28 protein-coding genes and 2 pseudogenes are annotated in these 25539 nt (G+C 69.3%); 12 read left to right on the top strand and 18 right to left on the bottom strand.

Going from position 1 to position 25539, the window contains the following annotated elements:
- Positions 1-10 precede the first annotated feature (10 nt).
- Positions 11-1735 (bottom strand): annotated as a pseudogene (locus ACUN0C_RS01980) (ATP-binding response regulator); the annotation flags it as partial.
- Between the two features lie 294 nt (positions 1736-2029).
- Here ACUN0C_RS01980 and ACUN0C_RS01985 point away from each other — a divergent pair.
- The 3 genes from ACUN0C_RS01985 to ACUN0C_RS01995 all read left to right on the top strand — a co-directional run bounded on the left by ACUN0C_RS01985 (position 2030) and on the right by ACUN0C_RS01995 (position 3173).
- On the top strand, positions 2030-2443 hold the full coding sequence (locus ACUN0C_RS01985) for a hypothetical protein (RefSeq protein ID WP_445464632.1): 414 nt from the start codon (positions 2030-2032) through the stop codon (positions 2441-2443).
- Positions 2444-2471: 28 nt separating this feature from the next.
- A complete protein-coding gene (locus ACUN0C_RS01990; RefSeq protein ID WP_445464633.1) occupies positions 2472-2747 on the top strand; it encodes a hypothetical protein in 276 nt (91 codons plus the stop codon).
- Between the two features lie 78 nt (positions 2748-2825).
- On the top strand, positions 2826-3173 hold the full coding sequence (locus ACUN0C_RS01995; RefSeq protein ID WP_445464634.1) for a hypothetical protein: 348 nt from the start codon (positions 2826-2828) through the stop codon (positions 3171-3173).
- Positions 3174-3260: 87 nt separating this feature from the next.
- Here ACUN0C_RS01995 and ACUN0C_RS02000 read toward each other — a convergent pair whose 3' ends face one another.
- From ACUN0C_RS02000 to ACUN0C_RS02010, 3 genes are all read right to left on the bottom strand, one after another.
- Complete coding sequence (locus ACUN0C_RS02000; protein WP_445464635.1) at positions 3261-4535, bottom strand: NAD(P)/FAD-dependent oxidoreductase; 1275 nt, start codon at positions 4533-4535, stop codon at positions 3261-3263.
- 38 nt (positions 4536-4573) lie between these two features.
- Positions 4574-4927 (bottom strand): c-type cytochrome, encoded by a 354-nt coding sequence (locus tag ACUN0C_RS02005; RefSeq protein WP_445464636.1) that lies wholly within the window; start codon positions 4925-4927, stop codon positions 4574-4576.
- A 182-nt stretch (positions 4928-5109) separates the two neighbouring features.
- The gene (locus tag ACUN0C_RS02010) at positions 5110-6282 is read right to left on the bottom strand and encodes an acyl-CoA dehydrogenase family protein (RefSeq protein ID WP_445464637.1); all 1173 of its coding nucleotides are present in this window, start codon (positions 6280-6282) and stop codon (positions 5110-5112) included.
- A gap of 140 nt (positions 6283-6422) precedes the next feature.
- Between ACUN0C_RS02010 and ACUN0C_RS02015 the strand changes: the two genes are divergently transcribed.
- Positions 6423-7115 (top strand): winged helix-turn-helix transcriptional regulator, encoded by a 693-nt coding sequence (locus tag ACUN0C_RS02015; protein ID WP_445464638.1) that lies wholly within the window; start codon positions 6423-6425, stop codon positions 7113-7115.
- 7 nt (positions 7116-7122) lie between these two features.
- On the opposite strand, the gene ACUN0C_RS02020 is transcribed toward ACUN0C_RS02015, so the two are convergent.
- Positions 7123-7821, bottom strand: a complete 699-nt coding sequence (locus ACUN0C_RS02020; protein WP_445464639.1) for a winged helix-turn-helix transcriptional regulator — start codon at positions 7819-7821, stop codon at positions 7123-7125.
- A gap of 57 nt (positions 7822-7878) precedes the next feature.
- Between ACUN0C_RS02020 and ACUN0C_RS02025 the strand changes: the two genes are divergently transcribed.
- The 4 genes from ACUN0C_RS02025 (at position 7879) to aceK (ending at position 11177) form a co-directional block, all read left to right on the top strand.
- Positions 7879-8301 carry a VOC family protein gene (locus tag ACUN0C_RS02025; RefSeq protein WP_445464640.1) on the top strand — a complete coding sequence of 141 codons (423 nt, stop codon included), beginning with the start codon at positions 7879-7881 and terminating at the stop codon, positions 8299-8301.
- A 64-nt stretch (positions 8302-8365) separates the two neighbouring features.
- The gene (locus tag ACUN0C_RS02030; protein WP_445464641.1) at positions 8366-8716 is read left to right on the top strand and encodes a DUF1428 domain-containing protein; all 351 of its coding nucleotides are present in this window, start codon (positions 8366-8368) and stop codon (positions 8714-8716) included.
- Between the two features lie 14 nt (positions 8717-8730).
- Positions 8731-9216, top strand: coding sequence for a VOC family protein (locus tag ACUN0C_RS02035; RefSeq protein WP_445464642.1), 486 nt, complete (start codon positions 8731-8733; stop codon positions 9214-9216).
- A gap of 128 nt (positions 9217-9344) precedes the next feature.
- On the top strand, positions 9345-11177 hold the full coding sequence (gene aceK / locus ACUN0C_RS02040; protein ID WP_445464643.1) for a bifunctional isocitrate dehydrogenase kinase/phosphatase: 1833 nt from the start codon (positions 9345-9347) through the stop codon (positions 11175-11177).
- A gap of 71 nt (positions 11178-11248) precedes the next feature.
- Here aceK and ACUN0C_RS02045 read toward each other — a convergent pair whose 3' ends face one another.
- Positions 11249-11620, bottom strand: coding sequence for a hypothetical protein (locus ACUN0C_RS02045; protein ID WP_445464644.1), 372 nt, complete (start codon positions 11618-11620; stop codon positions 11249-11251).
- A 321-nt stretch (positions 11621-11941) separates the two neighbouring features.
- On the opposite strand from ACUN0C_RS02045, the gene ACUN0C_RS02050 reads away from it, so the two are divergent.
- Positions 11942-12172: a hypothetical protein gene (locus tag ACUN0C_RS02050; RefSeq protein ID WP_445464645.1), complete on the top strand. Its 231-nt coding sequence runs from the start codon at positions 11942-11944 to the stop codon at positions 12170-12172.
- A 6-nt stretch (positions 12173-12178) separates the two neighbouring features.
- On the opposite strand, the gene ACUN0C_RS02055 is transcribed toward ACUN0C_RS02050, so the two are convergent.
- From ACUN0C_RS02055 to dapB, 10 genes and pseudogenes are all read right to left on the bottom strand, one after another.
- Positions 12179-13111, bottom strand: coding sequence for an extensin-like domain-containing protein (locus ACUN0C_RS02055; protein ID WP_445464646.1), 933 nt, complete (start codon positions 13109-13111; stop codon positions 12179-12181).
- Complete coding sequence (locus ACUN0C_RS02060) at positions 13111-14433, bottom strand: L,D-transpeptidase family protein (RefSeq protein ID WP_445464647.1); 1323 nt, start codon at positions 14431-14433, stop codon at positions 13111-13113. Before ACUN0C_RS02060 ends, ACUN0C_RS02055 begins: the two co-directional genes overlap by 1 nt.
- Positions 14433-15290, bottom strand: coding sequence for an SDR family oxidoreductase (locus ACUN0C_RS02065; RefSeq protein WP_445464648.1), 858 nt, complete (start codon positions 15288-15290; stop codon positions 14433-14435). Before ACUN0C_RS02065 ends, ACUN0C_RS02060 begins: the two co-directional genes overlap by 1 nt.
- Before the next feature lie 138 nt (positions 15291-15428).
- A complete protein-coding gene (locus tag ACUN0C_RS02070; RefSeq protein WP_445464649.1) occupies positions 15429-17051 on the bottom strand; it encodes a DegQ family serine endoprotease in 1623 nt (540 codons plus the stop codon).
- Between the two features lie 94 nt (positions 17052-17145).
- Positions 17146-17331 (bottom strand): DUF2065 domain-containing protein, encoded by a 186-nt coding sequence (locus ACUN0C_RS02075; protein ID WP_445464650.1) that lies wholly within the window; start codon positions 17329-17331, stop codon positions 17146-17148.
- Positions 17328-18587 (bottom strand): protease modulator HflC, encoded by a 1260-nt coding sequence (gene hflC, locus ACUN0C_RS02080; RefSeq protein ID WP_445464651.1) that lies wholly within the window; start codon positions 18585-18587, stop codon positions 17328-17330. Before hflC ends, ACUN0C_RS02075 begins: the two co-directional genes overlap by 4 nt.
- A complete protein-coding gene (gene hflK / locus ACUN0C_RS02085; RefSeq protein WP_445464652.1) occupies positions 18584-19711 on the bottom strand; it encodes an FtsH protease activity modulator HflK in 1128 nt (375 codons plus the stop codon). The genes hflC and hflK overlap by 4 nt, the downstream gene beginning before the upstream one ends.
- Positions 19712-19804: 93 nt before the next feature.
- The gene (locus tag ACUN0C_RS02090) at positions 19805-20335 is read right to left on the bottom strand and encodes a dihydrofolate reductase (protein WP_445464653.1); all 531 of its coding nucleotides are present in this window, start codon (positions 20333-20335) and stop codon (positions 19805-19807) included.
- Between the two features lie 59 nt (positions 20336-20394).
- Positions 20395-21009, bottom strand: a pseudogene (locus ACUN0C_RS02095) (2,3-bisphosphoglycerate-dependent phosphoglycerate mutase); the annotation flags it as partial.
- A 17-nt stretch (positions 21010-21026) separates the two neighbouring features.
- Positions 21027-21836 carry a 4-hydroxy-tetrahydrodipicolinate reductase gene (dapB, locus tag ACUN0C_RS02100; RefSeq protein WP_445464654.1) on the bottom strand — a complete coding sequence of 270 codons (810 nt, stop codon included), beginning with the start codon at positions 21834-21836 and terminating at the stop codon, positions 21027-21029.
- A 96-nt stretch (positions 21837-21932) separates the two neighbouring features.
- Here dapB and ACUN0C_RS02105 point away from each other — a divergent pair, with 96 nt between their 5' ends.
- Positions 21933-23282, top strand: a complete 1350-nt coding sequence (locus ACUN0C_RS02105) for an ActS/PrrB/RegB family redox-sensitive histidine kinase (RefSeq protein ID WP_445464655.1) — start codon at positions 21933-21935, stop codon at positions 23280-23282.
- 43 nt (positions 23283-23325) lie between these two features.
- Entirely contained in the window at positions 23326-23886 is a 561-nt protein-coding gene (locus tag ACUN0C_RS02110; RefSeq protein WP_445464656.1) for an ActR/PrrA/RegA family redox response regulator transcription factor, read from the top strand.
- Positions 23887-23893: 7 nt separating this feature from the next.
- Here ACUN0C_RS02110 and ACUN0C_RS02115 read toward each other — a convergent pair whose 3' ends face one another.
- A complete protein-coding gene (locus ACUN0C_RS02115; protein WP_445464657.1) occupies positions 23894-24397 on the bottom strand; it encodes an MmcB family DNA repair protein in 504 nt (167 codons plus the stop codon).
- A 138-nt stretch (positions 24398-24535) separates the two neighbouring features.
- On the opposite strand from ACUN0C_RS02115, the gene ACUN0C_RS02120 reads away from it, so the two are divergent.
- On the top strand, positions 24536-24766 hold the full coding sequence (locus tag ACUN0C_RS02120; RefSeq protein ID WP_445464658.1) for a hypothetical protein: 231 nt from the start codon (positions 24536-24538) through the stop codon (positions 24764-24766).
- An 8-nt stretch (positions 24767-24774) separates the two neighbouring features.
- Here the strand turns inward: ACUN0C_RS02120 and ACUN0C_RS02125 are convergent, their stop codons facing one another.
- On the bottom strand, positions 24775-25458 hold the full coding sequence (locus tag ACUN0C_RS02125; protein WP_445464659.1) for a TetR/AcrR family transcriptional regulator: 684 nt from the start codon (positions 25456-25458) through the stop codon (positions 24775-24777).
- Positions 25459-25539 lie beyond the last annotated feature (81 nt).

Here is a 25539-nt window from a genome sequence, read left to right on the forward strand (position 1 = left end):
CCCCGGCGAGCGGCAGCACCATGGTGAACACGGTCCCGCGCCCGGCCCCATTCTCCGCCGAAAGCCGGCCGCCGTGAAGCTCCACGATGCGCTTGGCGATCGACAGGCCGAGCCCGGTCGAGCTCTCGCCACCGGTCGGCTTCGCGGAAAGGCGCTGGAAGCGCCCGAAGATGCGGCCGAAATCCTCCGGCGACAGGCCCGGCCCTTCGTCGGCCACGGTCACGACAGCCTCGCTTCCCTCGCGCCGGATGCCCACGGAGATGGTGGCCGCCGACGGGCTGTACTTCACGGCATTGCTGACGAGGTTGTCGACCGCCTCGGCGAGGCGATCCTGGTCCCCTCGCACGCCGAGGCGCGGAGCCCGATCGTAGCTGATGGACTGAGCCTTTCGTGCGGCGAGGGCGGCATTCGCCTCCACCACCTGCAGGACGATCGAAGAGAGGTCGAGCACGTCGTCGCGGATCGCGATGTCGCTCGCATCGGCAAGGGCTTCGGCGATCAGTGTCTCGACCATCCCGATGAGCCGGCCCGCGCTGTCTCGGATATGGCCGAGCTGCGCGTTCGCCTGTTTGAGCGGGACGGGGCTCATCGCGAGGAGCTCGCCGAGCATCTCGCTGCGCCCCAGGATCACTGCAAGCGGGTTCTTGAGGTCGTGCGCCACCGTGCCAAGGATTTCGTTCTTGAAGGCGTTGGCGGAGCGCAGGCGCGCCCGCTGGATCTCCAGCCGCTGGTTGGCGGCGGTGAGCTCGGCGGTGCGCTCCTCGACCCGCCGCTCGAGCTCCGCATTCGCCTGCTGGAGCGCCTCGTACAGGCCCAGATTGTCGAAAGCGACCGACAGGCGGCTGCAGAAGACCTCGATGAGCGCACGGTCGGTGTCGCTGAGCTTCTTCGGCGAATCGAGCAGCACCACGAGTTCCCGGCCGGAGCCGGTGCCGATGTAGAGGAGATAGCGGCCGGCGAGGAACTCGTGCCGCCGGCGCTGGAACGCGTCCTCGACATGGGTCCGGATCTCCGCGTCGAGCCTGTCCCAGGCCCCGGCGCCGGTGAGGTGGCTGTAGCAGCCGGAGCCCGCCAGCACGGCGAGACCCTGGCCGGCCTTCCGCTCGCGCAGCACCAGGATGCCCGCGCAATCGACAGCGAGGAGGGACGCGAGCTGCGTCAGCACGCCCTCTGCGAGCCGCTGCATGGAGCCGACGTCGAAGAGGTTGCCAGCGGCGTCGATGATGATCTCGAGCCCGCGGCGCGTTTCGGTCAGGCGCTGGAGCTGCTCGTAGCTGCGGAGCGCGGCCGTGATCGTGGTGAAGAGCTTCTCGGCGGTGAGCTCGGTCTTCGCCTTGTAGTCGTTGATGTCGTAATCGACCACGACGCGCTGCTCGGGCGCCTGGCCCGGCTGGCCGGTTCGCAGGATGATTCGAACCGTCTCGTTCTTCAGCTCCTTGCGGATGAATTCGACGAGGTCGAGCCCGGCGCCGTCCGTTTCCATCACGACGTCCAGGAGCACGACGGCCGTGTCCGGATGGCGAGCGAGGAGTTCGCGGCCCTCCTTCGCCGAGCGCGCCGAATAAAGCTCGAGCCCGCGGCCGTTGAGCCGGTAGTCGGCGAGCGCGAAGCGCGTCCCGTCATGAACGCCGGGGTCGTCGTCGATCACGGCGATCTTCCAAGGCGCGCCGGCCTCAGGCGCGGGCAACGCGGGCTCGTCCTCCACGAAGATCAGGAATTCTGAGCTCTCGTCCATCACGGTGCGCCCGGCCTCGCTCGCGCGACGAGTTTCCACCGCCTTCGATAGAACTGGAAGAAGAAACATTCGCGGGATCCGTGCGGGAGGTCGGGCCGGAGCGGCGACGCAGGCTCTAGCCGTAGGCCGTTTCCGCCGAATGTCGTGAACACCGGCCTATTGTTTCGCGCGCGTTGCGGGCCGGCCGGTGGAACCTTCGGAAGTGCGGGGCGTTTGAAGTCCTCTATCCGCGTGTCCCGAAGCAGCGATCCAGAATCGCGGGCGCGGATTTTGCTTCACGAGGGAGTAAGCGGCATGTCCGCCATTCAGGTTTCTACGCAGGGCCGCGCGCTCCTGCGTAACCTCCACGTCAATGTCAGCCTCCGCGAATACGAGAATGCCACGGCGCGCGAACTGATCCGCTCGGGCTATGCCGAGATCGTGACGGGCAAGCTCTTCATGACCGGCGCCGGCCGTGAACTGGCCGAAGAGATGAAGCGGGGCGGTGCAGCGGCCAAGCCCGGTGCCAAGCCGGTCGCGTTTCCCGGCTCGCGCGAGGCTTTCCGGATGCTCCAGCGGCTCGCCGCCAAGGGTGTCATGCGCAACTATAACGATGCGCTCGCCGAGCAGCTCACGGAGCGGGGCTATGCCCGGGTGGATGCGGCCGGGCTCGTGCCGACCGAGGCCGGGCGGACGGCCGCGGCTCAGCTCGGAGCCCCGCCGGTCTGATCCGGCACGACCGTCGAGGAGGCGCACGATGACCATGACGACCGCATCGCCGGACGACGCCGATCGTGGCTTCGATTACGATCTGCCGGCCGAACTGTATGCCGGTCGCGCGCGGGGCGTGCGGGGAGGCGCGATGGGCTACCGCCGGTTCGGAACCGCTGCCGAGGCGATTCGCTACGCCATCGAGGAGATCCCTGCCCCGATGCTGCCCGGCGTCGCGATTGAGACCGGCGAGGACCGGATCGACTTCGAGCGCATACGCCGGCTCTACGACCGCCCGGAATACCCGCTGGCTCGGGAATAATACCACCCGGCCCGATTCGGAACGGAGTGCGGCGGAGTGCCGTTGTCCGGCTGATCTTCTCAACTGGAGGAATCCGGAATGGTCGACCGCCCACCTCGCGACCGCGTCGTCGCCGGACGTTCGCACAACACGCTCTACTTCATCGTCGGCGCGCTCGTCGTGGCGGTGCTCCTCGTCTGGTTGTTCGCGTGGGGCGGTGACGCCCCGGAAACCGCCGGCAGCGGCGACACCAACGTGACCATCCAGCAGCCGGCGCCTGGAAGCGGCGCTGGAGAGCCGGCCGGCGGACCCCCGGCTGCGGCGGATGCGACGCCGCCCGCGAGCGACCCGACACCCCCCGCCGACGTTGCACCGCCTGCCGACACCGCGCCACCGGCCGGCGACGCTACGCCTCCCGCTGGCGGAGCCCCGACCACGCCGCAATAGGCGCGGCGACGGCCATCGCTTGCGAACGGGGCGGCCACTGCCGTCCCGTTCCTGTTCCGGCCTGCCGGCAGCCGTGCCGGACGGCGGTCACGAGAACATGTCGGCGATGATCCCGTCGTACCAGCCGAGCGACTCCTTGTAGGTCTGGAGCCGGACGTCGCTCGTCTCGCCCGTCTGGCTGATGAACGTCGTGGTCGAGGCGATCTTCTCCGGTGTCGGCTCGTACTGTGCGCCCACCTTCACGCCGTCGTCGGTCTCGATCAGCGACCAGCAGGTGTTGGAGTAGCGCGCCGGAAAGACGCGGGAGCCGGTGAGGTCGCCGCGCACCGCCATCGCCGCGACCTTGGCCTGGCTGTTGGCGGAGAAGCCTGATTTCGGCATGTCGCCGGCGATCGCCGCATCGCCGATGACGAAGACCGCCTCGTCCACCTTCGAGCGCATCGACGCCGGGTCGACCGGGCAGAAGCCCTTCTCGTCCGCCACCCCTGCCGCGATCGCGATGACGCCCGCCCGCTGCGCCGGGATGATGTTCAGCAGCGCGCCTTCGAAAGTGTCGAGCTCCGTCTCCACCGTTCCCGCCTCGACGTCGACCTGCTTCACCCCGCCGTGGACGCTCGGGCCATACCATTCCACCATGCCGGGGTAATGCTTGGTCCAGCCCTCCTCGAAGAGCGTCTGCTTGGAATACTGGTCCTTGGCATCGATCACGAAGACCTTCGACTTCGTGTGTCCCTTGCTCTTCAGCACATGCGCCATCATCGAGACGCGCTCGTAGGGGCCGGGCGGACAGCGGAAGGGGTTCGGCGGCGCGACCATCACGATGTTCTCGCCGTCCTTCAGCGCATCGAGCTTCGCCTTCAGCAGCTCGGTCTGCGGCCCCGCCTTCCAGGCATGCGGGGCGATCTCCGCCGCCTCCTCGCTGTAGCCCGGGACCGAATCGTAAATCACGTCGATCCCCGGCGACAGGACGAGACGGTCATAGGCAACGGTGGAGCCGTCGGAGAGCGTCACGGTCTTGGCGCTCCGGTCGACCGCGGTCGCCATCGCCGTGACCTTGTCGATGCCGTAGGCGGAGGTCAGCTGGTCGTAGCCGTGCGTGATCGAAGCGAGGTCGCGGAACCCGCCGAGATAGAGGTTCGAGAAGAAGCAGGTCGTGAAGCGGTCGCTGTCCTCGATGAGGATCACGTCGATCGCGCCCGCGGCATCCTTGGCAACGTACTTGGCGGCCGTCGCCCCGCCCGCGCCGCCGCCGACCACGACTACGCGCGGCTTGCCCTGCGCGCGGAGATAGGTGGGCAGCGAAAGGCTGGCTGCACCTGCGGCCAGGAATGTGTTGAACCGTCTCCTGCTGAAACCCGTCATCGCTCCCTCCCATGTGCGCCGGCTGCCGCCGGTCGTGATCAATCCGGATCGAGGCCGGCGAAATAGGCGGCAAGCGCGGCGATCTCTTCCTCGCCGAGCCTCGAAGTGATCATGTTCATGACCTGATTGCTGCGCAGGCCAAGCTGGTACTCGACGAGGGCGCGGACGAGGTAGTCCTCCTCGTGGCCGACCACCGGCGGAATGCCGGACGATGCGCCGGACTGCTGGTGGCAGGTGACGCACTCGCCGCCGAGATACTCGCCGTAGGCCGGATCGCCGGAAATGCCGAGCACGGCCGCAATGCGGTCCTCGGCCGCGGGGCTGCCCTCCGCTCCGGCGGCGGCCTGCTGCCCTGCGGCCGGACCTGCGCCGGCAAGGAGCACGGCCGTCATCAGAACGCCGGCAACGCGATCAAATCCGCCGAACTCGACCAAAAGCGCGTTTCCCCATTCGCCGCCCTCTTCCGGAGCTGCGCCTGGAACGATGCCACAATGTCCCCGTGCCGGCTATGGCTTTTGCCCCCTCGGTCGGGCCGAGGGGGCCGGGCCGAGGGGGATGATGATCTTTCGCGGGTTCAGAAGATCTCGTCGACCGGCTGGCCGAGCGCGAAGGCCCCGGCGTAGCGTGCCTGCGGGCCGGCCTGCAGCGGGTGGAAACGTGCCCCCTGGATGTCCCTGAAGCGCCGCTCCAGGCCGTTCCGCCGGTAGAAGGAGGCGCCGCCCGCCAGCTCCATCGCCAGCTCGGTCGCCCGGATCGCGTGATCCGCGACCAGCGCGCGGCCGATCATGACGTCGTTGACGCTCTCCGCGGATGGCGTGTTCCGCTCGGCGGACGCGACCATCGACCGATGGGCGAGCCTGGCGGCGCGGAGCGAGGTGTCCATCCGGCCCGCCAGTTCGAGGACGTCGCTCGACTGCCGTCTCCTTCTTGCGCTTTCGAGGGCAATGTCGCGCGCGCTCTCGGCCACGCCGAGATAGACGGCATAGATCAGCGGAAACGCGATGGTGGCGATGGTCTGGAAGAGCGGGTGCCATCTTGCGGCCGGGCGGGCGAGGGCGACGCCGCCATCGGGCACGAACAGGCCTTCGATCACGACATCGTGCGAGCCGGTGCCGCGCATGCCGAGCGTCCGCCACGTCTCCTCGATGCGCACCTCGGGCGCCTTCATCGGAGCCGCGAAGTGCAGGACCTTCTCGGCGCCATCCTCTTCGCGGAAGAGGGCCCCGGTCATCAGGAGATCGCCGGCGCTTGCCCCCGATGTGAAGATCTTCCTCGCGCTGATCCGGTAGCCGCCCTCGACCCGCGTCGCCGATCCCGATCCGGCGATCCAGTCCGAGCCGCCGCTCGAGAGCAGGACGAGCCGTTCCGACGCCACGCGCTTGAGGAGAGGCTCGACGGCGGCGACCTTCTGGTGCCGCCATCGCCAGGCCGGAACGGCGACCTGGTGCGTGTGCATGGAGAAGGCGAGGGCGGTGGAGCCGCAGCCATGCGCGAGGACGCGGAGCATCTCCGCCAGCTCGCCGATCTCTGCCCCGCCGCCGCCGAGCTCACGGGGAACGCCCGCCTCGACGAGCCCCGCATCCTTGAGGAGCGCATAGTTCTCGGCGACGAATTGATCGTTCTCGTCGTAGTGTTCGGCCTTGGCGGCAAAGACCTCGTTGAGGCCGCGCGCGACCTCCACGATGGGTGCCGGCTGCCCGATGTCCTGATCGGCCGGATCCGGGGCGAAACTTGCAATGCTCGTCATGGCAAACCTCCTTCTGAGGGTCTGGAGGCTGCAGGCTCGCTTCGGTCGGCGTCGGAATCCAGTTCACGAACTGTACTGCAGGCTTAGGTGCGGAACGGGAATTGGGTTAAGCTCGCCGGAGCGTTCCGAGGGAGGTTCGGATGGGCGATCGCGGAGGATTCGGGCAGTTCTGTCCGGTCGCGATGGCGTCCGAAGTGCTCTGCTCGCGCTGGACGATCCTCGTGATCAGGGAACTGCTCTGCGGCACGACCCGCTTCAACGATCTCCGGCGCGGCGTGCCGCGCATGTCGCCGGCGCTCCTCTCCAAGCGGCTCAAGGACCTGGAAAGGGCCGGCGTCGTGCTGGCCGCGCCGAACGAAAAGGGTGTGGTTGAATACCGTCTCTCCGATGCCGGCGAGGACTTGCGGCCGATCGTTCTCGGGATCGGGTTCTGGGGCCAGCGTTGGGTCGAATCGCAGCTTTCGCTGAAGAATCTCGATCCCTCGCTGCTGATGTGGGACATGCGGCGGAACCTGCGGCCCGAACCGCTGCCGCCCCGGCGCTGCACGATTCAGTTCCTGTACCCGGAACTTTCGGAATCGCGCCGGAATTGGTGGCTGATCGTGGACAGCGGCGCCGTCGACCTCTGCGGCTTCGATCCCGGCTTCGACATCGACCTGCTCGTCAGGGGCTCGCTCAGGTCGATGACGGCTATCTGGATGGGGCTCTCCGCCCTCCGGCAGGAGATCGCCGCCGGCAATCTCGAGGTGACCGGCGACCCGGCGATCGCCCGGTCGATGCAGAAATGGCTGGGGCTCAGCGTCTTCGCCGGCGAGCCGCGGCGAGTGGGATAGACGCGGCTCAGACCGGCGGCTCCACCCTGGGGGGGAGCGGGAAGAGCGTCACGAACCGGGTCGCCAGGCTGCGATCTCCTTCCACGCGAAGAACGCCCGCCGCCTCGAGCGCCTCGATCGGCTGCCCGCCATAGATCGCCGCCGCGAGAATGGCGGGCGCGGCAGCAAACGTGACATCGGCGTCCTCGATTGTGTGGGGCGCGATATCCAGCGCGCCGCCCCTGAGGCGCCCCAGAAAGGTCTCCTCGCCCAGCCGGAATCCGACCCGGACGTCCAGGTCCTTCGCGCGCGAAGGATCGAGCATGGTGCGCAGCGAGAGCAGGAACGAGTTCGCGCTGATCGGCAGCGTCGGGTCGTGGTGGGGCGAGCGCGCCGCCCATCGCCCGAGTGCCTGCAGGATCGGCTCGGCCTGGTATCCCCAGGGCGTGAGTTCATAGACCTGAACGGCCGCCGGCGGCGCGAGCTTCCGCCTGGTCAGCACGCCGCCCGCCTCGAGATCCTCCAGGCGCTGCGTCAGCACGTTCGCGCTGATGCCCGGAAGGCTCGCCCGAATGTCGCCGAACCGCTTCGGGCCCAGCATCAGCTCGCGCATCACGAGCAGCGCCCAGCGATCGCCGACGAGATCGAGCCCGTGCGCCGCGGCGCAGGCATCCTCGTAGCGCCGGCGGCGGCTTTCGCCTTCATTAGTTATTTTTTCTGACTTCATCGTTGCTTTTTATAACGAGATGAGGCATGGGTGTCAAATCGAACCGGGGAGGAACCCATGTCCAGGATGATTTTCGTGAACCTGCCCGTCCGCGACCTCGCGGCGGCGACCGCCTTCTACGAGGCCGTCGGCGCGAAGCGGAACGAACAGTTCTGCGACGGCACCGCGTCCTGCATCGTGTTCTCCGACACGATCCACGCGATGCTGCTCACGCATGAGAAGTTCCGGCAGTTCACGCCGAAGAAGGTCGCCGACGCCAGGGAGGTGAGCGAAGTGCTGCTGTGCCTCTCCGCCGACAGCCGCGAGGACGTCGACCTGATGGTCGAGAAGGCGAAGCGCGCGGGCGGCGGCGGCGATCCCTGCCCGCGGCAGGACTACGGCTTCATGTACGGCCGCAGCTTCGAGGATCCGGACGGCCACATCTGGGAAGTGATGTGGATGGACCTGGAAGCGGCGAAGGCCGCGATGGCGACCGCCTGACCCGCTTCTGCAACCCGGTAGAACCGCCGCGGCCGGGCCGCGGCACGTGAGAGAGGAGACTGCCATGAGCTATGTCGACGGTTTCGTGATCGCGGTGCCGACCGCGAACAAGGACGCGTTCCGAAAGATGGCGACCGAGATCGCCCAGGTCTTCCGGGAGCATGGTGCGCTCCGGGTCGTGGAATGCTGGGGCGACGACGTGCCGGAGGGGAAGGTGACCGACTTCAGGGGCGCGGTGAAGGCCGAGGAAGGGGAGACCGTCGTCTTCTCCTGGGTCGAGTGGCCCTCGAAGGCGGCGCGCGACGAAGGCAACAGGAAGATCATGGAGGATCCGCGCATGAAGGAGCCGGACGCGATGCTCTTCGACGGCAAGCGGATGATCTTCGGCGGGTTCGAAACCCTCGTCGAGGCGTAGGAAGGGGGATCACCATGTCCAGAATCGCGCCATGCCTGTGGTTCGACGGCAACGCCGAGGAGGCTGTGGGCTTCTACGTGTCGTTGATGCCGGATTCCCGGGTCGACCGGGTGATGCGCGCGCCGACCGACTATCCCGGCGGCCAGGCGGGCGGCGTGGTGGCGATCGACTTCACGATCGGCGGCGACCCGTTCGTCGCGCTGAACGGCGGCCCGCATTACAGCTTCACGCCGGCGGTTTCGTTCTTCGTGGCCTGCGAGGACCAGGCCGAGGTCGATCGCCTCTGGTCGGCGCTCTCCGACGGCGGCACGCCCATGCAGTGCGGCTGGATCACCGACCGCTTCGGCGTCACCTGGCAGATCGTCCCGAAGGCGCTCGGGGCGATGATCGCCGACCCGGATGCGGCCAGGGCGGCCCGCGTCTTCGAAGCGATGATGCCGATGGTGAAGCTCGATCTCGCCGCGCTCGAACGCGCCCATCGCGGCGCCGACGCGGCCTGACGGACGTTGTGGCTGGGCGGCAGCGGCGTGTCCGTGCCGTCCGGCCTGAGCGCCGCACCCCGCCCACGATCCTCGACAGCGGGGTCGAGTGCGCCGATAGTGCGGCGTTCGATACGGGGCGCGCGCGCGTGACGGAAATCGCAGTCCTGCCTCACCCGGATGGTGAGGCGCTGCAGACGGAGGAGATCGGCTTTGCCGCGCTCGGCGAGCTGTCCGCCGCGAGCGGACGCGTCGAGCGGGCCGACATTCTCGCGCGCGCGATCCTGGCCGTGTTCGACGACTATTTCGGCCGCTTCACGCGTATCGCGCCGCTCGCCAAGGCGGCATTCGAGGCGCGGGACTGGCCGGCCACGATCCGGCTTTCGGCGGAGCGCCTTTCGCTCTACTCGGTAGCCGTCGCGACGTTCGCGCCGATCCTCCACGCGGGATCGCCGGAACTCGGCCGGGACGAGGGCTTCTGGGACCTGGTGGAGGCGCGCTACGTCTCGCTGATCGAGCCGCGCTACGAAGCCGATCTCGCCTTCGCCTTTCTCGCCTCCGTCCGGCGCAAGGTCGTCCAGGACGAATGGCGCCCGGTCACCTACGGCTATCACGCTGCCCGGACCGGGGCGATCGAGCCGCCGCCAGACATGCTCGCGCGCATCGAGACCGAGCTGCCGGTCGACGCGTCGGTCGCCCGCGACATTCTTCGTCTGCCCGGCTTTTCCGTGCCCTGGCGTGACCTCCAGGAGGATGCCGCCCTCGTCGCTGCGGAAATCGGCAAGGCGGCCGAAAGGTTCGGGCCGCTCTCCGGGCCGGTCCGGATCGAGATGGTCAAGTCGGGCTTCTTCCGCAATCGCGGCGCCTATCTGGTCGGGCGGATCGCGGCGGGCGATGCGGCCTGTCCGCTCCTCATCGCCGTCCTGAACGGCCCGTCCGGGCTCTTCGTCGACGCAGTCCTCACCGACAGCGACGAACTGCAGTACGCGTTCTCAACGACGCTCGCGAACTTCCACGTCACGAGCCCGCATTACCATGCGCTCGCCGCCTTCCTCCACCGGCTCATGCCGAAGCGGCCGATCGGCATCCACTACTCGACCATCGGCTTCAATCACCTCGGGAAGATCGAGGTGATGAACGAGATCCTCGGCGAACATTCATCGGCGGGCGAGCTCCTTGGCGCCGCCGTCGGCTTCCGCGGCACGGTCGCCATCGGCTTCTCCATGCCCTCGTCGAGCTATGTCCTGAAGATCATTCGGGATCATCCGACCGCCGGCTACAAGTGGGGCGACTTTCCCGGCATCGAGCGGGTGCTCGACAAGTACCGCCTCGTCCACGAGAGCGACCGCGCCGGCTCGATGCTCGACAACATCATCTACTACCGGGTGAAGCTCGAGCGCTCCATGTTCACGCGCGAGCTCCTGGACGAGCTGCTCTCCGCGGGAGGCTCCACCGTCAGCCTGCTCGGCCGGCACGTCATCTTCCGGCATCTCATCGTGCAGATGAAGATGATCCCCTTGCCGGTGTACCTGGAGGCCGCGAGCCCGGAGGAGGCTCGCCTGGCGGTGCTCAATCTCGGCGACTGCATCAAGAACAATGCAGCGGCCAACATCTTCAACAAGGATCTCGACGGCCGGAACTACGGCGTCAGCCCGATCGGCAAGGTCTACCTCTTCGATTACGACGCGGTCGAGCCGCTCACGGGCATAAAGGTGCGGACGAACACCGACCGCGAGGAGGGGGAGGAGGGCATCCCCGACTGGTATTTTGAGGAAGGCACGGTGTTCCTGCCGGAGGAGATGCTACCCGGCCTCAGGATCGACGACCCGGAGCTCCGCCGGATCTTCCGCCAGGCGCATCCGGACCTGCTCACGGTCGATTATTGGGAAGGCATGCAACGTGCGCTCGCCGCCGGCAAGGTGCCGCGGGTGCGCAGCTATCCGGAAGCGCGGCGCCTGCGACGGCACCTCGCGGCGGCGTGAAAGGCTAGCCGGACCCCCTCTGGGTCCCGGTCTTTGTCCGGGCGCGCGTCGGCACCGGCAGACGATGGCGGCTACACGTCTTCGCCGGGGTTGCGGATCTCCGGGTGGAGCGGGGTCGCGTCCGGCGTTGCCGCGAGCTTCGCCCCAGCCTTCTTGCCCGTCCCCGTCTTCTTCGTCGTCTTCGCGACGGTCGTGCCGGCGTCCGTCTTCACCGTCTTCTTCCTGGCGGCCGTCTTCTTCGGGGCCGGCGCAGGTGCCGATTCCCGGTCCGCGGCCTCCTTGGCGAGGCGCAGCTCGCGCAACCGTGCGGTCTTCTCCCGGACGGCGCGGCCGTCCGCCTCGTGCTGCGACCAGGCTGCGTTGCTCTCGGCTTTCAGCTTCTGCGATTTCTGGAACTTGTCCTCGGCCCGGGCGCGGGCCTCCTTTGAACGGTCGGGCGGCATGGGAGAGCTCCTTCTCGTGCGAACTTGCGATCGGGCGGGCGCTCGGCGCACCGCCGCGATTCGCCTCGGCGTCGCCGCGGGCGCAATGCTAACAGACTGGCCGCCAAACGGCACCTTGCCGCTGACATTCGCGCGCGGCGGCGTGAACGCCGAAAACGCCGGCGAACCGCGCGGCGAGACGGCCGTCGCCGGATGGGGCGCCCGGCGCACCACGCGCGCCAACGTTGGGGTCGACCGGGAACCCGGGACGCGATCTCCGAGTTGCTGGCATTACGAAAAACCTTAACAAGATTCAAACCGTTACGCACAGGCTGACACCAGATGCCGCGAGCGCCGGGAGACGATTTCATCCAGAAGCTGCTCGACAGGGCGGCGGCGGACAATGCGCATTCGGCCCGAGACCCGCGCTTTGTCGCGCGCGACATCTGCAGCGAGCTCGATTCGCTGGAAGTGCGCGCCCAGGAGGCGGGCCTGCAGTTCGTCGCCTACCTGATCGAGATGGCGAAGGCGGAGGCGAACCGCACCTGGACCGACGGTCGCATCACGCCCTGAGACCCTTCACTGGCAGATCCGGGCACCGGCTTCCCGCTCCCGGATGTCCAGGTGCAGATGGGTCGCGTGCGCCTCGTCCGATCCCGGACCGAGCACCGTCGCGAAGAACGCGCAGGCCTGCGATCTGATCCTCGCACGGAAGCCTGCGATGGCTTCGCCCTCGGCGGAGTCCGACACGACGGCGCCCGGGTCCGCCAGCCCGATCGTGCCATGACCCTCCACCGCGATCGCCAGGATGTCGACCGCATTGCCGGCCGCGTGTTCCGACATCTTCGCCCCGGGCTCGCCGTTCTGCGTGCGGCAGACATAGCTGGAGGCCTGGACGATTTCGCTGGGCTCGGTGCCGAAGGCCTCCCTTGCCGCCGGGACGACGACCTCCTTCGCCCAGGTCGCGAGCGCCTCGGCGGCGGGGCAGGAGAGTGTCGCGGCCGGCTCGAGCTTCAGGCCTGCGTCGAGCTCCGACACGCTGATCGGCGCCGGAATCCGACAGTCCGGCCCGTCGTCGATCGCCGGGAGCGGCTCGAAGGCGACGCCGAGCGCCTTCAGCCGCCAGCGGCAATCCGACTCTGCCTGGTCGATCGCGGGCGGCTCCCCGGCGCCTTCGGCCGGCGCCTGCGAGCTCCCGTTCGGTTCGCCGCCGCCCGGTGTCGGCTCTTCCCTCGCCGGGTCGGAGGGACGCGGTTCCGGACCGTTTCCGGGCGGAGCTTCGGGCCCCGCTGGGGCCGCCGCCGGCGCCGCCGTGCCGTCGGGGGCGGCGGGGTCGTCGGCCTCTCCGGGCCGTGCCCGCGGAGCATTCCCTTCGGGATTGTCCGTGGCGCTCCCCGTCCCTTCGGCGGACGGTTTCGGCTTCGGGATCGCGGGCACAGGCTGGGCCGTGGCGGCCGGGACGAAGAGGGCGGCCGCGACCAGGAACGCAAGGATGCGCCTGGTGCGCAGCATCATCCCTGCTCCAGGAACGTCACCGGTACGCCCGGAGCGACGAGACGGCTGAGTTCCTGGGCGTCCCAATTCGTCAGACGGACGCAGCCGTGCGAGGCGGCCTTGCTGATCCTTGCCGGCTCGGGCGTGCCGTGGATGCCGTAGCTCGGCTTGCTGAGGCCGATCCAGACCGATCCGACGGGTCCGTTCGGCCCGGGCGGGAGCTGGAGTTTCCTCGTGTTCTGTCCCTGAACGAAGTTCTTCGGGTCGTAATAGTAGACGGGATCGATGGCGACGGCCTTGACCTCGTGCGTGCCCGAGGGCGAGGGCGTGTCGTTGCTCCCGATCGTGGCCGGATAGGCGGCGACGAGGTTCTCTTCCGCATCATAGGCCCGGACCTGCCCCACCCGCTTGTCGGCGACGATGCGAGCGACCTTCGTCTTCGCCCGCTCCCCGACCGCCGGGACGACGATCTCCGATCCGGCAACCGTGAAATCCACGCCGGGGTTGAGCTGTTCGAGCGCCCTCTCGGTGGCATGGAAGCGCTCCGCCAGAAGCTCGAGCGGCCCGCGATAGGCAAGGCGCTCGAGCTTGGCCATGTCCGCGTAATCCGTCGGCAGCGGGTCGACGAACGGGCCGGCCACGTCGGCCTCCGTGATCGTATAGGTGGTCAGGACCGGCCCGGGATCGGCCGAGGTGAGCAGCCCCCAGACCTCGTTGTCGAGCTTGCCGTCGATCGGCAGCGTGTGGAGCGCCTCGAACAGGCGAAGGGCCTTGCGGACATTGTCGCCGTCGTAGCCGTCGATCACGCCCGGCGAGATCCGCCGCCGGTCGAGCAGGATCTGCAGCTTCATGATGGCGGGGCTCGGCGCCCCCCTCTCCGTCGGGCCGCTGTCCGGCCCCGCATTCTCGACCGTCTCGCGGCTCAAGGCGAAGGACGGCCGGCTCGGCGGAGCGGGCTCTAGCGGCTCGGCCGAGGTGCCCGGGGCGGTCTGCACGGGCGCGCCCGTCGTATCCGGCGCCGCCTGCGGCTCGTTGGCGACGCCTCCCTGAGCGGGCGCCGGCGGTACGGGCCGGCTGAGGATCGGCCGCTCCGGCGGTTGGACCGTCTGCGGTCGCGGCAATGCCTGCGGCGGCGGCGCCTCGATGATCGGAGGCGGCCCGCCCTGGCCGGGCTCCAGGTAGATCGGCGGCAGCGGCTCGTATTCCGGTATCGGTTCCTCGTACGGGCGGGGCGGCGCCGGCACGTAGATCGGCGGGGGATAGGGCTCGTAGCGCACCTGCGCCAAGGCTGCGGAGTTCAGGGCGGCCAGGACACAGGAAACCAGGATAGCGACGCGCATCATCCTCCGACGATCTCGCCCCCGTTGGGATGCAGGACCTGGCCGGTCATGTAGGACGAATCCTCGCAGGCCAGGAACAGGAAGGCCGGGGCGACCTCGTTCGGCTGGCCGGCCCGGCCGAGCGGAACGTTCTTCCCGAACTTCGCCACCTTGTCCGGTTGGAAAGTGGCAGGAATGAGCGGCGTCCAGATCGGGCCGGGCGCCACGCCGTTCACGCGGACGCCGTCCTCGGCGAGCTGGCTCGCGAGCGAGCGCGTGAAGGCGACGATCGCGCCCTTCGTCGCGGCGTAGTCCACCAGGTGCGCACTGCCGCGATAGGCGGTGACCGACGTGCAGTTCACGATCGCGCTGCCCTTCGCGAGGTGCTTCGCCGCGGCCTGGGCCATGAAGATGTAGCCGAATATGTTGGTGCGGAACGTGCGCTCGAGCTCGTCGGGCTCGATCTCGGCGATGTCCTCGCGCGGATGCTGCTCGGCGGCATTGTTGACGAGCACGTCCAGGCGGCCGAAGCGGCCGACGGTCTCGGCGACGGCCCTCTTGCAGAACGCCTTGTCGCCGACGTCGCCGCGCAGAAGCAGCGCCCCGCCGCCCTCCGCCTCGACAAGGCGCTTCGTCTCCTCAGCGTCCTTGTCCTCTTCCAGATAGACGATCGCGACCTTCGCGCCCTCCCGCGCGAAGAGAATGGAAACAGCCCTGCCGATGCCGGAATCGCCTCCGGTCACGATCGCGACCTTGCCCTCGAGCCGTCCGCTCCCGCGGAAGCGCGGCCGGTAGTCCGGCTCCGGAACCATCGCGCTTTCCCGTCCGGGCTGGTGCTCCTGCTTCTGGGGCGGAAAGGATTGTTCCGTGTCGCTCATGCGAGCCTCCTCGTGCCACGTCTCGGCATCGCGCTAATGGCGCGGCGAACGGGGAAGTTCCCTAGGGAGGTCACGCGCCGGGGCGACCGGCGGCGGGCAGGGCGGAGCCGGGATCCACGCCGGCTCCGCGCCCTGAAATCAGGGATTGTCTGCGATCCGCACCGCCACGAAGCGAAGCTCGTTGTTGGCGCCGGAGACGAGCAGCAATGCCGAACGCCGTCCCTCGCCTTTCAGCTTCTCGATCCGGGCCGACACCTCGGCAGGCGTGCTGACACGCTCCTGGCTGACCTCGACGATGACGTCGCCGGGCCGGATCCGCTTCTCCTCCGGCTCGGTGCCCGGCTCGACGGACTCGACCAGCACGCCGTCGACGTCCGGCCCGATGCTGTACTGCTCGCGCGCCGCTTCGCTGATCGGGGCGAGGCTCATCCCGAGCACCGTGCTCGACACGGGCGCCGGCTCGTCCGAGGGTTGCTCCTCCGTCGTCCGCGCCGCGACCTCCTCGCTCTCTTCGAGCCGGCCGACACGGACCTGCCGCGTCACGCGTTCGCCCTTCCGGAGCAGAAGCACGTCCACGGTCTGGCCGACCGGCGTGTCGGCGACGATCCGCGGCAGCTCGCGCATGGCGTCGACGGGCGTGCCGTTGAACTCGATCACCACGTCGCCGGGCTGGATTCCGGCCTCCGCCGCCGGCCCGCCGTCCGTGACGCCTGCGATCAAGGCACCCGCCGAGCGCTCCAGGCCGAGGCTTTCGGCGATCTCGTCGGTCACTTCCTGGATGCGCACGCCGAGCCAGCCGCGGCGCGTCTCGCCGAACTCGCGCAATTGGTCGATCACGGGACCGGCAACTTCGGAGGGAACCGCGAAGCCGATGCCGATCGAGCCGCCGGTGGGCGAGATGATCGCCGTGTTGATCCCGACGACCTCGCCGTCGAGATTGAAGAGCGGACCCCCCGAATTGCCCCGGTTGATGGCGGCGTCGGTCTGGATGAAGCGGTCGTACGGCCCGGAATTGATGTCGCGCTCGAGCGCGGACACGATGCCGACCGTCACCGTTCCGCCGAAGCCGAACGGGTTCCCGATCGCCATCAGCCAGTCGCCGACGCGCAGCTTCCGCGAATCGCCGATCCGCGCCGCCTTGAGCGGTGCCCTGGGCTCGACCTTGAGCACGGCGAGATCGGTCTTCGCGTCGTGGCCGATGAGCTTGGCGGTGAGCTTGGAGCCGTCGGAGAAGTTCGCGATGATCTCGTCGGAATCGGCGATCACGTGGTTGTTCGTGATGATGATGCCGGACGGGTCGATGACGAAGCCGGAGCCGAGCGACTGGACGCGGCGGCTGCGCTCCTGCTGCCGGTCTCCCGGCCCGTTCCGGTTGAAGAAGTCTTCGAAGAACTCCTGGAACGGCGAGCCGTCGGGCACCTGCGGGATCGGTATGCCGCGCGAGCCCGTCACCCGCTGCGACGTCGAGATGTTGACGACGGTGTCGATCAAGCCTTCGGCCAAGTCGGCGAAGGAAGGGGGCGCCGACTGCCGGACGTAGGGCTGGACCTGCGGCTGCCCGTTCGAGGCAGGCTGCCCGCCGGCCGATCCCTGGCCGTTCGTGCCGGGTTCGTCGGGGACCGGCAGGGGTGCCGCCGAGGGCGCCTGCCCGGTGGGCGGGGAGGCGGTCTGCGCGAGGGCGGGCAGGCCGAGGCCGGCGGCAAGGGCTAGCGACAGGAGAAAGGGCGCGAGCCGGCTGCGCCGCGTGCGATCTGTAAGCATCTCGGAACCTTTCCGCAGTGCTGTTCCGTCACTCTCGGCCCGAACATGGCAGAACGGAGACATCCGTCCACGGGCGGCGATCGTACCGCCGATCTCAGCCGCGCACGAGCCAGACGATTCCGACGCCGATGAGGGCCGAGGACAGTCCGAGCAGCCGCAGTCGCTCCCCCGGCGTCGCGGCCGCCTGGGCCGCGATCCTCTTCATGGCGTCCGGAAAGAGCGCGTAGAGCGCTCCCTCCAGGACGAGCAGCACGCCGATCGCGGCCGCCACATCGCTCATTGCCCGCTCGGCGGGGGCGTCCCGGGCAGGAGCGGGGGCTGGAGCTCCGCCGGGCCGCCCTGCGGCGCCGGGGCGCCGTCGCCCTGCGGCGCTGCGGCACCGTCGCCCGGCGAAGTCTCCGGAAGGATCGGCGGCTGCAGCTCTTCGGGCCGCGGGAGTTCCCCGTCCGGAGCCGCGGCTCCGGCACCTCCGGTTCCTTCCGCCCCTGCCGCCGCGCCATCGCTCGGACCAACGCCGTCGGGCGGCGGCGCTGCGTCCGCCGGCGGCGCTGCATCCGGCGCCGGTTCGGCGGGCGCCGGCCCCTCGCCCGCTGCCGGGCTGGTGCCTGCGCCCGGCGTCACGGCGCGCGGGACCGCCCGGACGGCGTTCGGGTTCGGCGGTGGAAGCTGCTCCACGCCCGATTCCCGGAAGTAGCGGAAGAACTCCGAATCCGGCGTCAGCACCATCGTGGTGCCGGCCCCTTCGAGCGATGTCGAATAGGCCCGCATCGACCGGTAGAAATCATAGAAGCCCGGATCGAGGCCGAACGCCTCGGCGAGGATCCGGATCCGGTCGGCGTCGCCCTGGCCTCGCAGGATTTCGCCGTCGCGCTCCGCCTCGGCCACGGTGACGACCGCCTCGCGGTCGGCCTCGGCGCGAATGCGGGCGGCCTCCTGCGTGCCGCGGGCGCGCAGCTGGGCCGCTTCGGCCAGACGTTCCGCCCGCATCCGCTCGAAGGTCTGTTGCGACACCTCGGGCAGCAGGTCGGTCCGCAGGATGCGGACGTCGACGACGTCGATGCCGAGCTCGGCCGCCAGCGGCCGGAGCTGGTCGCGCACCTCGATCATCATCTGCAGGCGCTGGTCCGACAGCGCCGCCTCGAAGCTGCGCTGGCCGTAAACCCGGCGCAGGGCGGCGTCGAGCCGGGTGCGCAGGTTCTCCTCGGCCAGCGTCAGGCTGCCCGAGACGTTCTGCCGGAACTCGCGCGCGTCGACGATGTGGAACGCCACGAAGGCATCGACGAGATAGCGTCGCCCGTCGCGCACCTGCACCCGGATGTTCTCCAGCTCCAGGTTCAGAATGCGGTCGTCGATGATCTGGACCGCGTCGACGAAGTTGGTCGGCGCCTTGAAGTAGAGGCCCGGCTGCTCGATCACGCGGGTGATCTGGCCGAACCGGAGCACGACCGCCTGCTCGCGCTCGTTGACGATGAAGATCGACGACCACACCAGGAACAGCGCGACGAGGGCGGCGATGGCGGCATAGATGCGGATCACTGGCTGCCCCCCTGCTGCGTGGTTGCGCCGCCCTGCTGTTGAGGCTGTGCCGCCGCCGGCGCACCGCGCCGCTGCAGCTGATCGAGCGGCAGGTACGGGACCACGCTCTGGCCGGCGTCGCCTTCGAGGATGACCTTGTTCGAGTTCCGCAGGACGTTCTCCATCGTCTCCAGGAAGAGGCGCTTGCGGGTGATCTCCGGGGCGCCGGCATATTCGTCGTAGACCGAGACGAAGCGTTGCGATTCACCGTCGGCCTGCGCGACGACCTGGTCGCGGTAGCCGGCGGCCGCTTCACGGACCTGCGAGGCCTGTCCGCGCGCCTCGCCGAGGCGCCGGTTCGCATAGGCTTCCGCTTCCCGCTGGAAACGGTCGAGGTCCTGCTGTGCGCGCTGCACCTCTTCGAAGGCGTCCGCCACCTCGGTCGGAGGATCGGCGCGCTCCAGCTGGATGCCGACGATCGTGATGCCCGCCCGATAGGCGTCGACGGTGCCTTGGACGAGGTTCCGGACCGCCTCCTCGACCTCGGCGCGCCGCTCGGTGCGGACGTCCTCCGCCCGCGATCGGCCGACAAATTCGCGCATGGCGCTCTCCGCGATCCGCCGCACGTAGAGCTCGGGGTCGCGGACGTTGAAGAGGTATTGCTGCGGGTCGCTGACGCGCCAGATCACCGAGAACACCACGTCCACGATGTTCTGGTCGCTCGACAGCATCAGGCCGCTTTCCCCGCCGCGACCGGCCCCCGCATTGCTGCCGATCGTGTCGCGGCGCTGGCGGATGCTGGCCTTCTCGACCGTCTCGACCGGCCAGAAGTGGAAATGCAGGCCCGGCTCGGAAACCTCGGCCTTCGGACGCCCGAAAACGAGTTCCTGCCCGAGTTCGTCGGCCTGGACCGTGTAGACGGCCTGGACCAGCCAGAGCGCGAGCAATACGGCGAGGATGATCGCGCCGATCGCGAAATTCCCGCGGCCGCCGGCCGGCAGTGCGCCGCGCAGACGGTCCTGGCTCCGGCGCAGGAGCTCTTCGAGATCGGGCGGCTGCGGTCCTCTCGGCGTGGGGCCGGAGCCCCATGGGCCACCGCCGCCGCCCTTCCAGCCGCCACCGCCGGAATTATTGCTCCAGGGCATTCCTACTCCTTGGTCTGCGGCTCCGACGCCGCGGTTTCGCGCGCTTATAGAGGAAGCATTGCGCGGCCTCAACGCAACCGCGCGGCACCGCGGTCAATCGCCACCGCGCCGGTCGCGGTGCATCCGGTCGAGGATGACGAACTCGCCCGCGACCGTGTCGCCCGCGGAGGGAGGAAGCGCCTCGCGCCCGACTTCCGACCATTCCGATGCCCGGATTTCCGGAAAATGGGTGTCGCCTTCCGGGGCGGCGTGGATGCGGGTGAGATAGATGCGGTCCGCGTCGTCGAAGGACTGGGCGTAGATCTGCCCGCCGCCGATCACGCAGATTTCATCGGCGCCGGTCGCCCCGGCCTCGGCCTCGGCGCGTGCACGCGCCTCCGGCCAGCTTCGCACGAAAACGGCGCCGTTCACGTCTCCGCCGGCCTGGCGGCTCACCACGATGTTGAGACGCCCGTCGAGAACCCGGCCGATCGCATCGAAGGTCCGCCGGCCCATGATGACCGGCTTGCCCATCGTGACCGCACGGAACTTCCTGAGGTCCGACCTGAGCCGCCAGGGCAGCCCGCCCGCCGCGCCGATGACCCCGTTCTCCGCCGCCGCGACGACCAGCGCCACGCGGGTCATCGAGCCGGGCCGTGCCCCGCAAGCGCGGCATCCCCGCCCGTCCTGTCCTCGACCGGGCCGGAGAGCACCAGCTTCTCCGCCACCGTCGTGTCGGCGTTCAGGCGATAGACGAGCGGCACGCCGGTATCGAGATTGAGTTGCGTCACCGCGTCGGGCGTCATCTGGTCGAGCACCATCACCAGTGCGCGCAGCGAATTGCCGTGGGCGGCGACGAGCACGCGCTCGCCGCGCATGACGTCGGGCAGGATGCGGGTGATGTAATAGGGCCAGACCCGCGCGCCGGTGTCCTTCAGGCTTTCGCCGCCGGGCGGCTGAATGTCGTAGGACCGGCGCCAGATGTGGACCTGCTCCTCGCCCCATTTGGCGCGGGCGTCATCCTTGTTGAGCCCGCTCAGTTCGCCGTAGTCGCGCTCGTTCAGCGCCTGGTCGCGATGGACGGTGAGCGCGGTCTGGCCGAGTTCGTCGAGCACGATGTCGAGCGTGTGCTGCGCGCGGGTCAGCGCGCTGGTGTAGGCGACGTCGAAGCGGAGCCCCTGCGCCTTCAGATGGCGGCCCGCCTCGCGCGCTTCGGCACGGCCGACATCCGTCAGCCCGACGTCGCGCCAGCCGGTGAAGAGGTTCTTGAGGTTCCATTCGCTCTGGCCGTGTCGCACCAGCACGAGAAGCCGATCCATGTCCTGTCCTTGTCTGTTCAGCGCAGCCCGAGCACGTCGGCCATGCCGTAGAGCCCGGGCTTCTTGTCGAACGCCCAGATCGCCGCGCGCACGGCGCCGTGGGCGAAGATGGAGCGGTCCTCGGCGCGGTGGTTGAGCTCGATGCGCTCGCCCGCTCCCGCGAAGACGACCGAGTGGTCGCCGACCACCGAGCCGCCGCGCAGGCTCGCGAAGCCGATCGCGCCGTCGGGCCGGGCGCCGGTGTGGCCGTCGCGGCTGCGCACGGCGACGTCGTCGAGCGTCACGCCGCGCCCCTCCGCGGCGGCGCGCCCGAGCAGGAGCGCCGTGCCCGAAGGCGCATCGACCTTGTGGCGGTGGTGCATCTCGAGGATCTCGATGTCGAAATCCGGCCCGAGCGCGGCGGCGGCCCGCCGGACCAGGCCGGCGAGGAGGTTCACGCCGAGGCTCATATTGCCCGACTTCACGATCCTGGCATGGCGGGCCGCGGCGCGGATCTTCTCCTCGTCCTCCGCCGACAGGCCGGTCGTGCCGATCACGTGAACGGCGCGCGCCTGGGCGGCGAGCTCCGCGAAGGCGACGGTCGCGGCGGGCGAGGTGAAATCGAGGACCACGTCCGTGTTCGCGAAGAGCGGAAGCGGGTCGTCCGTCAGCACGATTCCCGTCTGCCCGCCGCCGGTCAGCTCGCCGAGATCGCGCCCCCGATCCGGGCAGTCGGAGCGGTCGAGCGCCCCCACCAGCCGCAGCTTCGGCTCGGCGCGGACGGCCTCCGCCAACGTCCGGCCCATGCGGCCGGCCGCCCCCACGATGACGACCCGCAACTGCGTCATGAGCGCTCCCTTTCGGGCACCTATAGCATGAGAGCGGAGGGAGGAAAGACGGCCGGCCGCGGTGACTTCGGGCCGGTCCGGCGCTATGGAAGCCGCATGAGCCCTGCACTGGAAGGCGACAGCGGTTTCTCCGGCCGGCGGCTCAGGCTCTCGACGCTGGTGAACCTGCGCTGGCTGGCCGTCACCGGGCAGGCGATCGCCGTCGTGATCGTGGCCTATTGGTTCGAGTTTCCCCTTCGCGCCGGCTGGTGCTTCCTGCTGATCGCGATGTCCGCCTGGCTCAACATCGGGCTCCGGATCCGCTTTCCCTCGACGCTCAGGGTGGATCCGAATTGGGCGACGGTGCTCCTCGGCTACGACATCCTGCAGCTCGCCGGACTGCTCTACCTGACCGGCGGCCTGCAGAACCCGTTCGCGATCCTGCTGCTGAGCCCGGTCACCGTTTCGGCGACTACGCTGGCGCCCGACAAGACCTTCCTCCTCGGATGCCTCGTGCTGGCTGCGGCGACCGGCCTGATCTTCGTCCACGAGCCGCTGCCCTGGTTTCCGGGCGAGAGCTTCAAGGCGCCGCTCCATTATCTCGGCGGCGTGTGGGTCGCGCTCGTCTCGTCGCTGGTCTTCATCGCCTTCTATGCCTTCCGCGTCGCGGAGGAAGCGCGCCAGCTCTCCGACGCGCTCGCCGCCACGGCACTCGTGCTGCAGCGCGAGCAGCACCTGTCGGCGCTCGACGGCCTTGCCGCCGCGGCCGCCCACGAGCTCGGCACCCCGCTTGCGACCATCGCACTCGTCGCAAGGGAGCTCGACCGCGAGCTGCCGCCGGGCGATCCGCACGGCGAGGACGTGCGGCTGATCCTCAGCCAGTCCCAGCGCTGCCGCGAAATTCTCGGCAAGCTCACCTCGCTCTCCTCCGAGCCGGAGGAGCATCTCGGGCGGATGCCGCTCTCCCATATCCTGGAGGAGGTGACGGCGCCGCACCGGGACTTCGGGGTGGCGATCGTGGTGGAGAAGAAGGGCGTGGGCCCGGAGCCCGTATCCGGCCGCAATCCCGGGCTCCTCTACGGCCTCGGAAATCTGGTCGAGAACGCCGTCGATTTCGCGGAGAGCGCCGTCCACCTGGAAGCGTCCTGGACGGAGAGCACGGTGTCGATCGTCATCATGGACGACGGTCCCGGCTTTGCGCCGGAGATCATCGACCGCATCGGCGAGCCCTACGTGACCACGCGGCGAAGCGAGGCGCATGCGCCCTCCGGCGAGCACGGCGGGCTCGGCCTCGGCTTCTTCATCGCCAAGACCTTGATCGAGCGCTCCGGGGCACGACTGGCACTCGCCAACCGGCGTGGGCCGGAAAGCGGCGCCATCGTCACCGTCACATGGCCGCGCCGGGACTTCGAGGCGGCGGAGAGTGCGGCCGCTACGCGCCGTTCCGGCTTGATTCAACCGGCATAGTGCTTAACTTCGTTCGACGCCGAAGCAACCGGAAAACCGGAGCATGTCCGAGGAGACGCAATTCCCGCCGCCGCCCGGCGACGACCCCAGCCTTCTGATCGTGGACGACGACCGCGCCTTCCTGCAGCGCCTCGCGCGCGCCATGGAGAAGCGCGGCTTCGTCACCGACACGGCGGCGAGCGTGGCGGAGGCGATCGCCAAGGTCGAGGCGGCGCCGCCGGCCTTCGCGGTGGTCGACATGCGTCTGGAGGACGGCAACGGCCTGGACGTGATCGAGCGCATCAGGAGCCGGAAGCCGGAAGCGCGCGCCGTGATTCTCACGGGCTACGGCAACATCGCCACCGCCGTGACGGCGGTGAAGCTCGGCGCAACCGACTACCTCTCCAAGCCGGCCGACGCGGACGACATCTATGCCGCCCTGACGCAGAGCGCGCAGGATCGCGCCGAGCCGCCGGAGAACCCGATGTCGGCCGATCGCGTGCGCTGGGAGCACATCCAGCGCATCTACGAGCTGTGCGACCGGAACGTCTCGGAAACGGCCCGCCGCCTCAACATGCACCGCCGGACGCTGCAGCGAATCCTCGCCAAGCGCGCCCCGCGCTAGAGCCGGTTCACGAGCCGCCGAACACCGCTTCCGGATCCTCGAGGTCGTGCAGGCGCATGGCGCCGGCGCGCGCGATCCGGATGAGCATCTCCCGCCGGGTCGCCGGCGGCAGCTTCTGCCTGCCGCATTCCCGGAGGATCTCCGCGCCGTAGGGATCGGCCACGATCAATCCGGCCGATTCGGGGAAGATGTTGGGGGGCACGTCGGGCGCGGTCGCGAAATAGAGCGCGTCGGCGTGGCGCAGATAGTCCGGCCATTTCTGGTCGGCCCGGAAATCCTCGACCGACGACTTGATCTCGATGATGAGGATCGACCCGGCGGGGCAGATCGCCACGAGATCGGCGCGCCGCCCGGAGGACAGGGTCAGCTCCGGGATGAGGGCGTAGCGCTCCGCCCGCAGCCGCCGGCAGACGCCGCGCCGGATCGCCAGCGCGCGTTCGGACTGGCGGCCGTCCTGGACGAGGCTGCGGAGGGCGGGCCGCTCGGAGAGCGGGAGGCTGGTGGCTGGCATGGCGGCTGCGGTCCTGAGGCCGCCATTGTGCTCAACCATCGGCCGTCGGGCAACATCGGAACGGCATCGCCGGATCGCCGTTCTAGCCGGCATGGATCATGCCGGCGCGGACCGGCGCGGCTTATGGAGGAGACCGGGATGAAACGAGCCATGACCGGCGGCACCGTCGCCATCGCGCTTCTGACGAGCGTCAGCCTCGTCTCCGTGGGCGGCTGCTCCTCCAAGACCGCGCGCTATGCCACGACCGGCGGCGCGATCGGCGCGGCCGGCGGCGCCGTGGTCGGCGCAGCTTCGGGCGGAAGCGTGGTCGGCGGCGCCGTCATCGGCGGCGCGGCCGGCGCTGCGACCGGGGCGGTGCTCGCGCAGTAGCAATTCGTTCAGACGGCCGGCGATGCGGCCGGCATCTGCCGCATCGCGACCAGCTCGAGCGCGATCTCGCCCGGCTGGAACGTCGAGCGCACGAGCTCGCGGTAGAGCTGGATCTGGCGCGGGACGATGGTCGGATCGGAGAGCATCCGGCCGAGGATCAGTCCGCCTTCGACCAGCACGGCCGCCATGTCGGCGAGCGCCTCGAGGTCCGCGTTCGGCCGCGGCGGGTAGATGGTCGCGATCAGCTCCAGGCGCTCCTGAAAGCGCCTGCGCCAGGCGAGCACGCCCTGTGCGTTCAACTCGCGTATCTCGCGGTTGAACAGCTGGTCCTGATAGCAGAAGGAGGCGGCGAGGCAGCCCGGATGGGCCTCCTTCATGTCCGCCAGCATCTCGGCGAAGAGCTTCAGCCCGACGAGAAATCCGTGCAGCGGATCGTCGTTCAGCTCGTCGCCGCGCCGGAAGATGTCCTCGAGCAGCTCGCGGTCCTGTTCCAGGTAGCGCAGCAGGAGCGCCTTGGCGAGCGCGCCCTTGTCCCGGAAGTGATAGAAGAACCCGCTCTTCGTGATGCCGACCTCGGCGATCAGCTCCTCGATGGAGGTCGCCGCGAATCCCTTCGCCAGCACCGCCCGTTCCGCGGCCTGCAGCAATCGCTCACGCGTCTGGCCCGTCCCGCTCTGGCCGATCTCGGACATGACCGACTGTACCACGAGTACAGTAGACGGCAAAACGTCTGCAGTGACGGCTCCCGCGGCTTCGAGCGCAAGGTGTTGAAG

It is taken from the genome of Faunimonas sp. B44, from assembly GCF_052655945.1.

What these genes read in the sequence shown, in the direction of transcription:
- ACUN0C_RS01985 (WP_445464632.1), top strand. Translation starts at nt 2,030, where the DNA reads ATGTCCGCCATTCAGGTTTCTACGCAGGGCCGCGCGCTCCTGCGTAAC.
- ACUN0C_RS01990 (WP_445464633.1), top strand. Translation starts at nt 2,472, where the DNA reads ATGACCATGACGACCGCATCGCCGGACGACGCCGATCGTGGCTTCGAT.
- ACUN0C_RS01995 (WP_445464634.1), top strand. Translation starts at nt 2,826, where the DNA reads ATGGTCGACCGCCCACCTCGCGACCGCGTCGTCGCCGGACGTTCGCAC.
- ACUN0C_RS02000 (WP_445464635.1), bottom strand. Translation starts at nt 4,535, where the DNA reads ATGACGGGTTTCAGCAGGAGACGGTTCAACACATTCCTGGCCGCAGGT.
- ACUN0C_RS02005 (WP_445464636.1), bottom strand. Translation starts at nt 4,927, where the DNA reads ATGACGGCCGTGCTCCTTGCCGGCGCAGGTCCGGCCGCAGGGCAGCAG.
- ACUN0C_RS02010 (WP_445464637.1), bottom strand. Translation starts at nt 6,282, where the DNA reads ATGACGAGCATTGCAAGTTTCGCCCCGGATCCGGCCGATCAGGACATC.
- ACUN0C_RS02015 (WP_445464638.1), top strand. Translation starts at nt 6,423, where the DNA reads ATGGGCGATCGCGGAGGATTCGGGCAGTTCTGTCCGGTCGCGATGGCG.
- ACUN0C_RS02020 (WP_445464639.1), bottom strand. Translation starts at nt 7,821, where the DNA reads ATGAAGTCAGAAAAAATAACTAATGAAGGCGAAAGCCGCCGCCGGCGC.
- ACUN0C_RS02025 (WP_445464640.1), top strand. Translation starts at nt 7,879, where the DNA reads ATGTCCAGGATGATTTTCGTGAACCTGCCCGTCCGCGACCTCGCGGCG.
- ACUN0C_RS02030 (WP_445464641.1), top strand. Translation starts at nt 8,366, where the DNA reads ATGAGCTATGTCGACGGTTTCGTGATCGCGGTGCCGACCGCGAACAAG.
- ACUN0C_RS02035 (WP_445464642.1), top strand. Translation starts at nt 8,731, where the DNA reads ATGTCCAGAATCGCGCCATGCCTGTGGTTCGACGGCAACGCCGAGGAG.
- ACUN0C_RS02045 (WP_445464644.1), bottom strand. Translation starts at nt 11,620, where the DNA reads ATGCCGCCCGACCGTTCAAAGGAGGCCCGCGCCCGGGCCGAGGACAAG.
- ACUN0C_RS02050 (WP_445464645.1), top strand. Translation starts at nt 11,942, where the DNA reads ATGCCGCGAGCGCCGGGAGACGATTTCATCCAGAAGCTGCTCGACAGG.
- ACUN0C_RS02055 (WP_445464646.1), bottom strand. Translation starts at nt 13,111, where the DNA reads ATGCTGCGCACCAGGCGCATCCTTGCGTTCCTGGTCGCGGCCGCCCTC.
- ACUN0C_RS02060 (WP_445464647.1), bottom strand. Translation starts at nt 14,433, where the DNA reads ATGCGCGTCGCTATCCTGGTTTCCTGTGTCCTGGCCGCCCTGAACTCC.
- ACUN0C_RS02065 (WP_445464648.1), bottom strand. Translation starts at nt 15,290, where the DNA reads ATGAGCGACACGGAACAATCCTTTCCGCCCCAGAAGCAGGAGCACCAG.
- ACUN0C_RS02070 (WP_445464649.1), bottom strand. Translation starts at nt 17,051, where the DNA reads ATGCTTACAGATCGCACGCGGCGCAGCCGGCTCGCGCCCTTTCTCCTG.
- ACUN0C_RS02075 (WP_445464650.1), bottom strand. Translation starts at nt 17,331, where the DNA reads ATGAGCGATGTGGCGGCCGCGATCGGCGTGCTGCTCGTCCTGGAGGGA.
- hflK (WP_445464652.1), bottom strand. Translation starts at nt 19,711, where the DNA reads ATGCCCTGGAGCAATAATTCCGGCGGTGGCGGCTGGAAGGGCGGCGGC.
- ACUN0C_RS02090 (WP_445464653.1), bottom strand. Translation starts at nt 20,335, where the DNA reads ATGACCCGCGTGGCGCTGGTCGTCGCGGCGGCGGAGAACGGGGTCATC.
- dapB (WP_445464654.1), bottom strand. Translation starts at nt 21,836, where the DNA reads ATGACGCAGTTGCGGGTCGTCATCGTGGGGGCGGCCGGCCGCATGGGC.
- ACUN0C_RS02105 (WP_445464655.1), top strand. Translation starts at nt 21,933, where the DNA reads ATGAGCCCTGCACTGGAAGGCGACAGCGGTTTCTCCGGCCGGCGGCTC.
- ACUN0C_RS02110 (WP_445464656.1), top strand. Translation starts at nt 23,326, where the DNA reads ATGTCCGAGGAGACGCAATTCCCGCCGCCGCCCGGCGACGACCCCAGC.
- ACUN0C_RS02115 (WP_445464657.1), bottom strand. Translation starts at nt 24,397, where the DNA reads ATGCCAGCCACCAGCCTCCCGCTCTCCGAGCGGCCCGCCCTCCGCAGC.
- ACUN0C_RS02120 (WP_445464658.1), top strand. Translation starts at nt 24,536, where the DNA reads ATGAAACGAGCCATGACCGGCGGCACCGTCGCCATCGCGCTTCTGACG.
- ACUN0C_RS02125 (WP_445464659.1), bottom strand. Translation starts at nt 25,458, where the DNA reads ATGTCCGAGATCGGCCAGAGCGGGACGGGCCAGACGCGTGAGCGATTG.